14 protein-coding genes and 1 riboswitch are annotated in these 14633 nt (G+C 31.9%); of the genes, 4 read left to right on the plus strand and 10 right to left on the minus strand.

Translation table 11 applies throughout. The features are described from left to right. Positions 1 to 297: 297 nt before the first annotated feature. The 4 genes from ACREV6_RS03430 to cobU are packed head-to-tail and all read right to left on the minus strand — an operon-like array spanning position 298 to position 3675. Positions 298 to 1062: a heme ABC transporter ATP-binding protein gene (locus tag ACREV6_RS03430; protein ID WP_431576618.1), complete on the minus strand. Its 765-nt coding sequence runs from the start codon at positions 1060 to 1062 to the stop codon at positions 298 to 300. A 1-nt stretch (position 1063) separates the two neighbouring features. Beyond that, positions 1064 to 2116 (minus strand): FecCD family ABC transporter permease, encoded by a 1053-nt coding sequence (locus tag ACREV6_RS03435; RefSeq protein ID WP_431576619.1) that lies wholly within the window; start codon positions 2114 to 2116, stop codon positions 1064 to 1066. 16 nt (positions 2117 to 2132) lie between these two features. Beyond that, positions 2133 to 3080, minus strand: coding sequence for an ABC transporter substrate-binding protein (locus ACREV6_RS03440; protein WP_431576620.1), 948 nt, complete (start codon positions 3078 to 3080; stop codon positions 2133 to 2135). A 34-nt stretch (positions 3081 to 3114) separates the two neighbouring features. Next, on the minus strand, positions 3115 to 3675 hold the full coding sequence (gene cobU / locus ACREV6_RS03445; protein WP_431576621.1) for a bifunctional adenosylcobinamide kinase/adenosylcobinamide-phosphate guanylyltransferase: 561 nt from the start codon (positions 3673 to 3675) through the stop codon (positions 3115 to 3117). A 159-nt stretch (positions 3676 to 3834) separates the two neighbouring features. Continuing rightward, a riboswitch (cobalamin riboswitch) is annotated at positions 3835 to 4013 on the minus strand. A gap of 130 nt (positions 4014 to 4143) precedes the next feature. Between cobU and ACREV6_RS03450 the strand changes: the two genes are divergently transcribed. From ACREV6_RS03450 to ACREV6_RS03460, 3 genes are read left to right on the plus strand one after another with little or no spacing between them, the layout of a single operon-like run. Continuing rightward, entirely contained in the window at positions 4144 to 5631 is a 1488-nt protein-coding gene (locus tag ACREV6_RS03450; protein WP_431576622.1) for a spore germination protein, read from the plus strand. Then, positions 5624 to 6742: a GerAB/ArcD/ProY family transporter gene (locus ACREV6_RS03455; protein WP_431576623.1), complete on the plus strand. Its 1119-nt coding sequence runs from the start codon at positions 5624 to 5626 to the stop codon at positions 6740 to 6742. The genes ACREV6_RS03450 and ACREV6_RS03455 overlap by 8 nt, the downstream gene beginning before the upstream one ends. Beyond that, the gene (locus tag ACREV6_RS03460; protein ID WP_431576624.1) at positions 6729 to 7853 is read left to right on the plus strand and encodes a Ger(x)C family spore germination protein; all 1125 of its coding nucleotides are present in this window, start codon (positions 6729 to 6731) and stop codon (positions 7851 to 7853) included. Before ACREV6_RS03455 ends, ACREV6_RS03460 begins: the two co-directional genes overlap by 14 nt. Before the next feature lie 90 nt (positions 7854 to 7943). Here the strand turns inward: ACREV6_RS03460 and ACREV6_RS03465 are convergent, their stop codons facing one another. The 6 genes from ACREV6_RS03465 to aroB form a co-directional block, all read right to left on the minus strand. Next, positions 7944 to 8804: a mechanosensitive ion channel domain-containing protein gene (locus ACREV6_RS03465; RefSeq protein ID WP_431576625.1), complete on the minus strand. Its 861-nt coding sequence runs from the start codon at positions 8802 to 8804 to the stop codon at positions 7944 to 7946. Between the two features lie 62 nt (positions 8805 to 8866). Further along, positions 8867 to 9292: a type II 3-dehydroquinate dehydratase gene (gene aroQ / locus ACREV6_RS03470; protein WP_431576626.1), complete on the minus strand. Its 426-nt coding sequence runs from the start codon at positions 9290 to 9292 to the stop codon at positions 8867 to 8869. 11 nt (positions 9293 to 9303) lie between these two features. Next, on the minus strand, positions 9304 to 10086 hold the full coding sequence (locus tag ACREV6_RS03475; protein WP_431576627.1) for a chorismate mutase: 783 nt from the start codon (positions 10084 to 10086) through the stop codon (positions 9304 to 9306). Positions 10087 to 10145: 59 nt separating this feature from the next. Next, the gene (gene aroC / locus ACREV6_RS03480) at positions 10146 to 11216 is read right to left on the minus strand and encodes a chorismate synthase (RefSeq protein WP_431576628.1); all 1071 of its coding nucleotides are present in this window, start codon (positions 11214 to 11216) and stop codon (positions 10146 to 10148) included. After that, positions 11197 to 12534 (minus strand): 3-phosphoshikimate 1-carboxyvinyltransferase, encoded by a 1338-nt coding sequence (gene aroA, locus ACREV6_RS03485; RefSeq protein WP_431576629.1) that lies wholly within the window; start codon positions 12532 to 12534, stop codon positions 11197 to 11199. Before aroA ends, aroC begins: the two co-directional genes overlap by 20 nt. A 29-nt stretch (positions 12535 to 12563) precedes the next feature. Continuing rightward, positions 12564 to 13640: a 3-dehydroquinate synthase gene (aroB, locus tag ACREV6_RS03490; RefSeq protein ID WP_431576630.1), complete on the minus strand. Its 1077-nt coding sequence runs from the start codon at positions 13638 to 13640 to the stop codon at positions 12564 to 12566. Between the two features lie 323 nt (positions 13641 to 13963). Between aroB and ACREV6_RS03495 the strand changes: the two genes are divergently transcribed. Continuing rightward, entirely contained in the window at positions 13964 to 14605 is a 642-nt protein-coding gene (locus ACREV6_RS03495; RefSeq protein WP_431576631.1) for a pentapeptide repeat-containing protein, read from the plus strand. Positions 14606 to 14633 lie beyond the last annotated feature (28 nt).

Consider the following 14633-nt stretch of genomic DNA (forward strand, 5'->3'; position numbering starts at 1 on the left):
TAAATTTTATACAATTTAATTGTGTGTTTATATAAATCTAGCATATTATTACTAGTAAGTCAATCTAAAAAAATGATGCTCATAATATTCTTTTTGTTTAATGTCATGAATTACTCCAAGTTTGTTAATGAATAGCTTATCTAAACCTTTATCAAATAAATGATATAATTTGCAAAAATAAAGCACTCAATTCTATAAGTAATATTCACTGTTAAGATTTTGTATATTAATAGCAAAAAGCATCCGTTAAGCAGATGCTTTTTACTATTGATATAAATTTTACATACTGTTTTTGTACTAAAAAGGCATAATAAAAGTTTTTCCCGTTTTAGGATTTTTGGTTATATAGACATCTAATCCATAAACTTTTTTAATTATATCTTCTGTTAATACCTCCTCTGGAGTTCCATCTTTATAAATTTTACAATCATGCATTAGTATCATATGATCACCATAAGTAGATGCTATGTTCAAATCATGAAGTACTGCAATAATAGTTATATTTTTGTTTTTATTCAGCTGTTTTAGTTGGTTCATTATTTCAATTTGATGGTGAATATCTAGGTGAGAAATAGGTTCATCTAGAAGAATTATTCCTGTTTCTTGGGCAATTGCTCTTGCCACCACCACTCGTTGTTTTTCTCCACCACTTAGTGCATTTATGCTTTTATTCCTAAGCTCCCAAGTATTTGTCATTTTCATAGCGTTCATAGCTATTTCCATATCTTTTTCACTTTCTGAGCAGAATCTAGAAATATGAGGGGTCCTTCCCATAAGAACTATATCTTGTACTGAAAAATCAAATTCAATTTCTGTACTTTGTGGTACCACAGCCATTTCCTTTGCTAGCACCTTTGGTTTTATTTGACTTAGATCCACCTCATCAATAAAAATCTCACCTTTTTCCATAGGGAGAGATTTTGATAGTATCCTTAAAAGAGTAGTTTTACCTGATCCATTTGGTCCTAGGATGGTATAAAATTTTCCTCTTTCTATATTTACATTAACATTCTTTAATACTTCCTTTTCAAAGGAAAAGCATACGTTATTTATCTCTATCAATTTATACCGCCTTCTTCTTTGTTCTATATAATAAATATATAAAAAATGGAACTCCAAAAATTGAGGTTATAATTCCAACTGGTATTTCAGATGGAGGCACTACCACTCTTGCAAGAGTATCACAAATCATTAAAAATATAGCCCCTCCAAGTGCAGAAAATGGTATAACAACCCTATTATCAGAACCGAAAATCATTCTAATAGCATGAGGTACTATAAGTCCTACAAAGCCAATTATTCCACTTACCGATACAACTGCTGCCACCATTAGTGTACTTATTACAAATATGTATTTTTTAAATCCATTTACATCTATACCAAGACTTCTTGCACTATCTTCACCAAGGAGCATAATATTCAGATCTCTTGAAAATATAGATATAAACAGTATTGAGGGAATTACTATTATAGATAGTAAAATCACTTCATTCCAGCTAGCTGTTGAAAAACTACCCATAGTCCACATCACTATTTTTTCAATATTATCACTGTTAAAGGTCATCATTAATGAAATAATAGAAGACAATAAATAATTCATAGCAATGCCAGCGAGGAGTAGTGTTGCTACTGGAACTTTTGTACCAACTCTCGCAATATTATAAACTAATAAAGTAGTTATTATAGCCCCTATAAAGGCAGTCAATGCTACCATGCTCATTCCAAAAAAATGAATTTCTTCAAGAAAAACCATGGTTACAGTGGCTCCAAGCGCTGCCCCCGATGAAACTCCAAGAACAAATGGGTCTGCCATTGGATTCTTAAAAATACCCTGAAAAGAAGTACCAACCACCGAAAGTGCTGATCCTACTAAACAGGCTAAAAATATTCTAGGGAGTCTTAAATTCAATAATATAGTTATTGATGTAGACTTAATTCCCTCTGTGGATACAAAATTATTTACTATTGGAATTTTACTTGCCACAATTAAAGCTGTTTGTTTAAAAGAAATATCTGCCACTCCAAAATTTGCTGCAGCAATCATTACAATTATAAGTAAAAGCACACCTACTGCAAAAATCCTTTTATAATAACTCTTATTTTCTATAAACGTCATGATGCTGCAACCCCTTTTATTTGAAAAGTTCAGGATGAATTAGTTTAGCCATTGCTTCCAGACCCTCTGCAGATCTTGGTCCCTGTCTAACAATAGTATTATCATCAATCTCCAATAATTTTCCATTTTTAACTGATTTTAAATCTTTATAACCATTAGTTGCTCCTATACCTTTTTTTGTATCAAAGAACTTAGAACATATTAAAATATCAGGATTCTTTTCTACAAGCTTTTCTATACTGTATTTCCAACCAACTGCATCATCTGCAGCGTTTTTCCCACCAGCTATTTCTATCATATTGCCTATAAATGTATCTTTTCCTGCAGTGAAATCACCGCTCTTACCGAAACCTACTACATAATAAACTGTTGGCTTCTTAGCATTAGCTACCTTACTCGTTATATCTGCAACCTTCTTTTTCATGTCTGCTATTAGTGATTGTGCTTTTCCACTAGCATTTACAACTTGGCCAAGTTTTGACATTGTATCATATACGCCCATAAAATTTTCTTCACCATAAAGCACTATAACTTTTATATTAAGAGCTTCTAATTTTTTAACAACATCCTTGCTAAAATGAGTTGATGCAATAACTACATCAGGTTTTAATTCAACAATTTTCTCTATATTCGGTTTTGTTAAACTACCAACAGATGCTACCTTAAGGCTCTCAGTTGGATAATCATCGTAATCACTTCTACCTACTAGATTTGCACCCTTACCAAGTGCATATACTCCCTCTGTTATATTTGGCGCAATTGTAATAATTCTTTTAGGTTCTTTTTCAATGGTAACTGTTCGCTTATATGAATCCACCACTTTTAAAGGATATACCACACCTTGGGTTTCCTTTTTAGTAGTATTAATTGCCTTGTCGCTTTCACCTTTGTTACCGCATGCAGTAACCGCAAAACAAACAAAAATAGCTAAAACTATACTTATTATACTTTTTTTCTTAAACATAAAATACCTCCATAAATTTTGATTTTATAATTAATTATTTAATTTTAATTGGAATACCACAAACCACCAAGTGAACTTCCTTCGCCCTGGATGCTATATACTGATTTACTCTGCCTGCAATATCACGAAAAACCCTTGCCATTTTGTATTCTGGTACAATCCCCGCTCCAATTTCATTAGTTACAATAATCACTGTTTTTTTACTTTTTTCAGCTTCGTAAAGAAAATCAACTACTTCTTGTAGAATTTCACTTTCCATGGTATCTATAGACTCACCATTAAGATCATCAAAGTTATCCCCTGCACTATCAAACATAAGATTTGTAACCATTATTGTTATGCAATCTAATAAAATAGTATCAAAGTGCATTTCTTCATTATAAAATACCTGCTTTAAATTCTTATAGCCTTCAAAAGTATGCCAAGTAGATGGTCTTCTTTGTTTATGTTTTTTTACCCTATCCTTCATTTCATCATCAAATGGAATTGAAGTTGCGATATAAAGTACCCCTCCCTTTTCTTCCTTAGCTAGCTTCTCAGCATAGGTACTTTTCCCGCTCCTTGCACCACCTGTTACAAGTACAATGTTTTTCATAATATCTCCTTATTAATTTAGTGATAAATCCCTAAGTAAAAAAACTCAAATAAAAAACCACACCTCATGGATGTGGAATAATGCAATTATTTTTTTCACCTATTGGATTACCCAATATTATTGTTAAATTACGCATTTTTCATCCTCCCTCCGAAGACTAAAATCTTGAGCATTTAGGCAGGTTTACTGGCTTTAGCGTCATCTTACTCTCCAACCTTCTCAGTTTCCCAATGGTTTTTTGGATTTCATCCTCTAATACAGTAGCGGTGGGCTGCAGTGGTTTTTAACCACTTTCCCTTTTAACCCTTGTTACAGGGCACCTAAAGCTAATATTCAATTTTTATAAATTCACATTAATTATTGTAACATCAAAAAAACATTAAAGCAATATTTACATACAATGTTTTTTAAGGGGTAAACTATTATTATTATTATGTTTAATTAAAATATACCATAAAGGTGATATATATGAAAATTGAAGCAATTGACTCTAAAATAAATAAAATTATAAATATCTTAGGAACTTCGGCGCCCATTAAAGTAAAGAGAATATCAATTGGTAAAAATCCATCAATAAAGGGTGCGATTATATACATTGATGGCCTAGTAGATAAAAATATTATTAATAGGGATATTCTTAACCCCCTAATGATTGAATTACGTATCCCAATAGAACTAAATAGTGATACCCTCAGTTTTTTGTGTAGTACTTACATAACTGCAGATTGCTCTTTTATTAAAGATAATACGGTGGAAGTTTCTAAAAATATTAAAAATGGGAACACTTTACTCCTAATCGAAAACACAGAGGATTATGTGATAATTGATACCACTGGTGGAACAATTAGGACCGTATCCGACCCAATGAACGAAACCTCATTAAGGGGCTCCAGGGATGGTTTTGTGGAAAACTTAGAAGTTAATATAAGTTTGCTTAGAAGGCACGTAAAAGATTCAAACCTTTCCATTGAAAAACTTGTAATTGGAAGACGGACACAAACGGATTTAGCCTTAGTTTATATTAAAGATTTAGTTAATACTGAAGCTCTAGATGAACTAAGAGAAAGAATAAATGCAATAGATGTAGATTCCGTTACTGGTATTGGAGCATTCCAAGAATTCATAGATGAAAATCCCTACAGTCTTTTTCCTATGTGCCTCGCCACAGAGAGGCCAGATAGAGTTACCCCCAATATTATGGAAGGTAGAGTAGCTGTGATTTTAAATGGTTCTCCCTTTGTATTAACAATTCCCTCTGTATTTATTGAATTTTTCCACACCGTTGAAGATTATAACGAAAGAACAATATCCTCAAATATGATAAGGCTTATTAGATTTGTATCAGTCTTATTAGTAATTACGCTTCCCTCAATTTATTTAACCTTAATTAAATATAATGCGGAACTCATACCTATTGAATTTGTTGTTCCGGTTGTACAATCACGAATAGGAATATCACTTTCACCCTTTATGGAAATACTTATACTGGAAATACTAATGGAAATTTTAAGAGAAGGAGGATTAAGGCTTCCCTCAAAAATAGCACAAACTTTAAGTATAGTAGGAGGCATTATTATAGGAAACGCTGCAGTACAATCAAATATGGTAAGTCCTACTACTCTGCTTGTAATTGGTATAACAATTATTGCTTCTTTTGCCGTTCCAACAGTTGATATGTCTATTTCTATAAGGATGTTAAGATTTCCAATGTTGTTTCTAGCAAATACCATAGGGATAATGGGCGTTGCTACAGGCTATACAATACTCATCCTCCATTTATCCTCCTTGGAAAATTTCGGTGTTCCATATATGGACTTTAGCAAGGATGATTTAAAAGATACTTTTACTAGATCACCATTATGGAAAATGAATACTCGTCCATCCGTAATATCAGAGCGAAATATTAAAAGACAGACTAATTTTAGAAATAAATTCAGGAGAAAAGAAAATGAATAAAAAAAACAGACTATTAACCTCTTACGAGCTTTTTTTTATCTTGGTTGGCTGTATCATTGGTATGGGTGTAACTAGTCTCCCTGCGGATGTAGTAAGCATTTCAAAACAGGATGGGTGGATTTCTACCATTTTAGGTGGAATATATCCATTGTATATTGTTTTAATTGGGGGAATAATAATAAAAAAATATCCTGATAGTAATATAATGAATTTAAGCAAGGCATGCTTTGGGAAAATAATAGGAAATTTTTTAAATTTATTATTTATGCTCCAATTTTTACTATATGCAGTACTGGTTATTTCTAATGCAAGCAATGAATTAAGAGCATATAGTATATATTTTATTCCACATTTTAAAATGGTTATTATTTTTGTTATTGTTGCTTGTTATGCTTCAATTAAAGGATTAAAGGTATTGGCTAGATTTACTACAATAACATTTTTTTTATTATGTCTTATAGTTCTGGCATCTACAGTAACCTTTAAGGCCTCAAGTATTTTAAATGTAAAGCCTTTTTTTGGCGCAGGCCTCCCAAAAATTTTAGAAGGAGGTATGCACTCTGCCTTCGCTTATGCTAATATGGAGCTACTATTAATAATATATCCATATGTACAAGAAAAAAAAGATATATTAAAATCTGCTTTTATAAGTGCTCTTGTGGTAATCTTTTTTTACACTTGGATAGTTTTTTCATCTATTTATTTTTCTGGACCAGATTTAGTAGTAAAACAATTATGGCCATTTTCCTTCGTGGCTGAATCATTTAAAATACCTATTGTAAATAATTTTAGATATGTAGAGATAGTAATATGGATTACCCTAGCTTATAAAACCGTATCTATTGAATTTTATGCCGCAACTAAAATATTAAATAATATTACTAAAATGAAAAGAAAAACAATTTGCTTTTTATTGTTACCAATTATTTTTATTTTCCCACTGTTTATGGGAAATGAAGTAATGAAGAGAGAAATTGCAGGAAAGGTTATTCCTTGGGTAACCTTATTTAATATTTCTTATGTAACAATAATTGCATTATTAACTCTTTTAATAGATAAAAAAAACCTAATTAATAAAAAAGGAGAGAAGCTTATAAATGAAAAGATATAGCTTACTTATAATATCTATTTCATGTATAATTATATATCTCATATTTAATTCTGGAAAAACTAATCTTCCTATAGAAAAAACTGATATTTCATCAGGGATAGCCAATGACATCATTACAACTAGTACGGGAACTGAGTATTTAATTTCTGCAAGTGCATATACTTTCAACAAAAAAGATGAAATTTCAAGTGTTATCTTAGAAGGTGTTGGCAAAAACATTCCTGATACCAGGTCAAGTAGGCAAACTATCAGTAGCAAACAGTTCATGCTTGGATTACAGAAAGTATTTATCCTTAGTGAAGCTATGGCAACTTATGGTATTAACCCTCTTGCTGATATATTGTTATCTAATCAAGATATGAATGATGCTGCATGGCTTGTTGTTTGTAAAGATAAAGCCCTTGATATGCTAAAATTTAAAGTTGAGGATGCCCCCACTTCATCAGATCATATTGACGGTATGCTAGAAAGTTCCCCACAACAGAATTTCATGTCTGAAAACTATAAAGTTGTGGATATGTATGTAAGGATAGGCTCAGAGGGCAGGGGTCTAATTCTTCCCTACCTTGAAATATTAAACAATAAAATTACTTTAACCGGCATGGCTGTTTTCAAAAAAGACAAGATGGTTGCAAACATACCACTGAAAGAAGCCGTGTATATGAATATTTTAAGAGAAGATAAAGTTAAAGGAACATTGACTCTTCAAAATGATGCACTACAATGGGTATCAACTTATGGACAATCCAAAAGAAAGGTCCACTGTGAAAAAATCAATGGTAAATACAAATTTAATATTGATTTAGAATTTAAAGGTAAGATAGTAAGTAATACTATGTATAAGGACTTTATGGCAAATCCAAAAACAATAGAAAAGTACAGTCATGAATTAGAGGAAGAAATAGAGAAAAGATGTAATGAATTTATAAATAAAATGCAAAACCAGTATAAAGTAGATTGCCTAGAACTTGGTCGTGATGCTGCAGCTACTTTTGGACGAAACCCCGAAATAGATTGGGATAATATTGTTTGCAATGCAGATATTATAGTTAATGTAAAAGTGAGTGTTAATAATCTTGGAAGAGGTCAGTTTTTATTTCAAAGCAAATAAAATATAATTTTTTATTTAAATATGCATTATTAATAATAGTATACAAACAGCCTTAAAGGTCCGTAGCTGAATACTGCCACTGACCTTTAATTATACTAACTCTATATCTTCTTGTTTAGAAAACTCATCTAAAATATCCTCTACTATTGCATGTTCTAAATTTCTAAAATTTCTCGCCTTGCAAATAAACCTTAAGCTTAAACACACTCTTCCTTCCTCTATAGATGTGTATATTGTGTGAGAAAGGTTTTCATAATAAATTGGAAGAGTTTTTGAGGCTATACTTAGTGCCTTCTTTGCTTCTTGTTCTATATCTCCTACTTTATCATTAGCAATAGTTACTAATATTTCTTTAGCTTTTTTCCAATTGCTGCTAAGGCTAAGGTTTATTTCAATCTCATTCCAAGTAAACGGGAAAGAGTTAGTTTCATTTATAAGTTCTTCAGTTAAAACCATTATATTTGGTATATGAGTAATTCTCCCAGTGCTTTGACCGTAGGTTTTGTTGTCATTTTCGATAACTTCAATTATAGTGGTATAAAACCAGTCCACTGCTAATACATCACCAAGACTTTTCCCAATCTTTATTCTATCGCCAATTGCAAAGGGCTTTTTGGTGTTAATTATTACCCACCCTAGAAAACTAGCTACAACATCACGAAAGGCAAAGGCTAGCCCTGCTGAGAAAATGCCCAAAAATGTAAGTATATCCTTAGACTCATACATCCATATTGGTATAATGACTATAAGCGATAAAATATTTATAAATAATGAAGTTGTCTTTTTATATTTTATTATATCCTTAGAATAAAACTTGGATTTATCAACAAATGAGAAGATACCTTTCTTTACTAGATGAAGTATAATTATTAGTGCTAAAGTTATTATTAGTCTTATCAAAACACTAACGGTTTGAAACTTCAAACCAAGCTCCAACAAAAATCCAGCCACAGGCTTTCCCCTCCTTTATAATTATTTTAACTATATGCGAAATTGAAGTTAGTCCATTGTCCCTATTTTTGTAATAAAGCATTTAAAGCCATAATGTAGCCATATTTACCAAATCCACAAACTTGGCCTATGCAGGCTGGCGCAGTTACTGATTTTTGCCTAAATTCTTCCCTTGCATAGATATTACTAAGATGAACCTCTATAGTATTTATGGAAACGGATTTTATAGCATCAAATATTGCAATACTATAATGGGTGTATGCTCCAGCATTAATGATTATTCCGTCGTACTTATCATAAGCGCCTTGTATTGTGTTTATTATTTCACCTTCAATATTACTCTGAACAATATCAATAGTAACCTGAAGTTTTTTAGCCTCTTTATAGAGATAACTGCACATTTCTTCATAAGTTGTGTTTCCGTACACGCCCCTTTCCCTTATTCCAAGAAAATTCAGGTTAGGACCATTAATTATTAATACCTTCATAACCACACCTCTTATTTATTATTTTCTGCATATATCTCTATAATATTATTAACTACATCATCAATATTACTAATATTCATAATTTCATAGTCACAATATTTTTTATACAAGGTTCCCCTCTCCTCAAACAGTGAGTAAAGCTGAGATAAATCCTTTGAAAGTAAGGGGCGACTCTTAATATCTATATCCCCTTCTATGTTTTTAATAGGTCGGTTTATATAAAAAATAATGCCATTTTTCTTAAGGTTTATGATGTTTTCATATCTCTTAATTACTCCACCACCAGTTGAAATTACTGCTGGGACTTTTTGTGATACTTCAAAAGTTACCTTAGCTTCTATGTCTCTAAACAACTCTTCACCATTTTTAAATATTTCAGTAATCTTAAGATTTGTACTGTCTTCAATATATGTGTCTATGTCTAGGAAAATCACACCTAATTTTTCTGCAAGTATTTGTCCAATTGCACTTTTACCTGAGCCAGGCATCCCAATTAAAACTATGCTTTTCCTCCTGTGATTTTTGTTTTGAAGTCCTCTGCTTATTTCCATAACAGATTTAAAAAATTCCTCTACTTCTAAAAGCAAATCACTATTTTTAACTAATTCTAAGTTTTTCTTTATAACCTCTTCTTCTCTAGCTCCATTTAAAATTTCCATATTGTTTTTCTTTTTATATTGGGCTATCTTTAGAACTATTTCCATACGATTTTCAAATAGTGAAAGAAGGCTATTGTCGATTTCATCAATTTGATTTCTAAAATCATTTATATCATAATTATCTACATTACTCATTAAACCACATCCTTAAATCATCACCATCGCAGCTACTTATCTTCTACGAAGCTGTAATATTATATAAAATCTAAAATACTCATTGCAGCGCAGGCTTCAATTACTGGTAATGCTCTTAAAACTATACAAGGGTCATGTCTACCTGTAACAGATACTTCTGAATTTTCCAGGGTGTCCATATCAATGGTACTTTGAATCTTAGCTATGGAAGGAGTTGGTTTCATTGCAACCCTAAACACTATGGGCATCCCATTAGAAATACCCCCATTAATTCCACCATTATTGTTAGTTTTCGTTGCAAAACTACCTTTATTCATGTAAGGTACATCATTAGCCTGGCTTCCTCGAAGCTTTGTTATACCAAATCCACTACCAAATTCCACACCCTTTACTGCAGGGACAGAAAATAGTAACTGGGCTAAATTGCTCTCTATAGAATCAAAAAATGGTTCACCAAGTCCACAGGGTAGATTCAATATAGCAGCTTCAATTATACCACCAACAGAATCGGATTCTTTCTTAGCTTTTAAAATAATACTTTTCATTTCTTCACCTTTAACATCATCAATTACGGGAAAATCTTTGTTTGAAATATCCATTAGCAACTGATTTTTTAGATTAACACCATCAAAGTAACTGTCAAATACACTCTCAATACTCACAATGTGACTTCCTATTTGGATTCCCTTACGGAAAAGAATTTGCCTTGCAACAGCACCTGCAAAAACAAGTGGTGCTGTAATTCTTCCTGAAAAATGGCCGCCACCTCTATAATCATTAAAGCCTGAATATTTAACTTTTCCTGTAAAATCTGCATGACCTGGTCTTGCTAAGTCCTTTAACTTGTCATAATCCACAGAGTTTTGATTTTCATTAAATATAACCGCGCAAAGAGGTGTACCAGTTGTATACCCATTAAAATATCCACTTAGAATTTCAACTTTGTCTCCTTCACTTCTTGTAGTTGAAAATTCATTTTTACCTGGCGCACGTCTTTGCATTTCATTATTTATAAAATCCATATCGAGTTTTATACCGGTGGGTAATCCATCAATAGTTATTCCTATGCCTCTTCCATGAGATTCTCCAAATATAGAATACTTTACTTTTTTACCCCATTGTCCACTCATTAATTTTCCCTCCTAGGCTCTTAAAATCCTCATAAAAATTCGGGTAAGATTTTTTTACTGCACCGCTGTCATGTATTGTAAGATTTTCAGTACATTTAATTGAAGCAATTGTCATGGCCATAGCTATTCTATGATCATTCCAACTGTTTACCACTCCGCCCTTAAGCCATGGTTTACCATGAATTATCAGTGAATCCTCTCTTTCTATAACCTCAGCCCCAATTTTGTTTAGCTCTGTTGCTATAGCTTTTAATCTATCAGATTCTTTAATTCTAGCCCTCCTAGCATTAATAATTTCTGTGGTTCCTGAGCTTAATGCACCAAGAACTGCTACTATTGGTAAAAGATCAGGACATTGCGATACATCAACAATAGTACCTTGCAAATCCGATTTTGACGACTTTAGGATTCCATCCTCAAGTGTTAGCTTTCCACCCATGTTTTTTATTATGTCCACTATTACTCTGTCTCCTTGGAGCGATTCCATATTTAGATCAACACAGGAAACATCTCCTCCCAAAACACCTGCTGCAAGATAAAATGCTGCTTGAGAAAAATCGCCTTCAACTCTGTAGTCTCTTTTTTCATAGTGTTGATTTCCTTTTATTTTAAATTCTCTATAATTATTATTTTCTATACTTACTCCAAATTTAGAAAGTACATCTAAGGTTAAATCTATGTACCCAATAGATTCCAGTGACCTAGTAACTATAATTATTGAATCTCCATTTAATAAAGGCAATGCATAAAGAAGGCCCGTAATAAATTGAGAGCTTACATCTCCTCTAAGTTCAAAAATTCCAGGAGTAAAGCTCCCATCTATTGTTAAAGGAAGACACCCTCTATTTGTTGTGTACTTTATATTCTGCTTATCAAAAATTTCATAATAAGGTTTAAGAGTTCTTTGTACTAATTTCCCTCTACCACTAAAAACTATTTTTCCGACCGCATGCATTGCTATAGGAATTAGAAAGCGTAAGGTTGATCCGCTTTCATTACATTCTAACTCATTACGAGCTATTTTTTTGTTCGTTATTTCATTGTTTTCAATTTTATTCACCACTATCCTGGTTTTAGAAAACTCAATAGCGCCTTTCCCAATTATTCGGAGGCAATTTGCCTGTCTTTTTATTTGTGCTCCAAGTTTTTCCATAATCGCACAGGTAGCTATTATGTCCTCAGACATATTAACGTTATTGACCACACATTCGCCCTGGCTAAGTGCTGCGGCTATAATTGCTCTATGGCATAAAGATTTTGAAGGTGGAATTTTCACTTTTCCATTTAAAGAAAAAGGCTGAATTATAACTGATTTCATAACTTATTACCTCAATTCAATATAATAATTTATTTGTGATTTTTTTGTAAATAATCCGCAATATTACCCACCTTAATTTTCTCAACAAAACTATTACCAATAGACTCTAGTAATATAAAATTCATACGCTCGCCAATGTTTTTCTTATCATGACTAATAGTTTCAATTATAGCTTCAGTTTTTATTTCAGGCAAGGTCCAAGGTAAATTATACTTAATTAAGATGTCTCTTATAATACTTGCTGTTCCAATTTTAGTCATTCCTAGCTCTTCCCCTAGTGTTGTTATAGCATACATTCCCATTGCCACTGATTCTCCATGGGAGTACTCTTTAAAATTAAAGAATTGTTCAATTGCGTGACCTATGGTATGACCAAAGTTTAGTAACATTCTCTCCCCAGTGTCCCTTTCATCTCTTCCAACAATACCCGCCTTAATGCTACAACAATCATAGATGATTTTATCTATGTCTTTTAAAACAGCTTCTTTGTTTTCATAATCCATTAATTTATAAAATAGCTCTCTATCTTTAATTGCTCCATATTTTATAACTTCACCCATGCCATCATTAAAAAATTTGTCACTAAGTGTTCCTAGAAGCAATGGATCAATAAAAACTGCCTTTGGATTATAAAAGCTTCCTACAAGATTTTTCCCGCGAGGCAGATCTACTGCCACCTTACCACCTACGCTACTATCCACTTGTGCCAGCAGTGATGTTGGAATTTGTATTAAGGGAATGCCTCTTAAGAAAGTTGCGGCTACAAAACCAGTCATATCTCCCACAACTCCACCACCTAAGGCAATTATTATATCCCCCCTGTTTATCTTAAAATCTAAAAGTTTATCGTATACTTCTAAAAGAGTTTCAAAGGATTTGCTTTCTTCTCCGACTTTCACCACAATTTTAAAAGTCTCAAAACCTTCTGCTTTTAATGAGCTAATGGCCTTTGGGCCATAAAATTTATTAACATTAGAATCTGTTACTACAGCTATTTTTCTTCCTTTATATATCTTCTTAACTTCACTACCAATTTCGCCAAGCAATCCATTCTTAATGTATATTGGATAGCTTCCACTTGCTGCTTTAACTTCTATACTATACATCTTAGCCTAGCTCCTTTCTCTTATTGGTTGCAATCTCAACCCTTTTCTTTAAAAAGCTTTATCACCATTTGTTATCGCTAGTTTTTTTCTCTAATTGTTATGTTGTTTACTTCTATTATAGTATCTTCAAGGTGGAAAAGTCTATTAACAATAAATAATCCAAAAATATAAGATTTTAATAAACCATTGACTTTTATTAAATTTGTGTATAATATTTATAATGAATATGGAGACTTCTAGCCACTTCTCAAAATTGGTTAGGAGTCTTTTTAATTAGACTAATAGAAGGAAGGCAAATAAATGTATTTGCCATGGAGGTAAAAATGGGTAAGAATCATAGTGTTAGGAATAATTTTGTATACAACAATATAGAGAAAAAAGATAAGAACTTTATGTATAAAAATCTTGAGAGAAGCAATTGCTATAATTGTAATTTTTCTAGGTCAAATTTTGATTATGTAACTTTTAGAGGTGCACATTTTAAATCTTGTGTGTTTTCTGAATGTACCTTTAAATGGGCTGAATTTATTGGAACAAATCTTAAGAACAGTGATTTTAAAAATACAATATTTGAAAATGCTATGTTTGACTCTGTGAATTTAGATGGGGCTGATTTCAAAGATGCAGAATTTAAAAATACTATATTTTTAAATTCTGATCTTACAAAAGCTAAAAATCTTAGTATTAAAAATTCAGATACTAAAGTATTTAGTGAAATGCCTGAAATGGAAATTAGTGAAGACCTTCGAAATGCTGTTGTAAATGTAATGAAAAATAAATATGTTAAAGCTGCTAGGGTTCTTGATACAAAAGATGGTGGCATTAACATAATAAGTCTAATGATATTATTAGAAAATTTTGATGAAGAAACATTAATTAAAGGATTAAATATAATGAAAGCTGAACTTGATTGTGATTTTTACACATTAAGTTATATAGTTAAGTTTTTGAAGAATAATATGTAATTGATGACCCTTGTGATTTTTGCTATGA

Origin of the sequence: Clostridium sp., from assembly GCF_050717515.1 — a bacterium.
Taxonomy (GTDB): domain Bacteria; phylum Bacillota; class Clostridia; order Clostridiales; family Clostridiaceae; genus Clostridium_AD.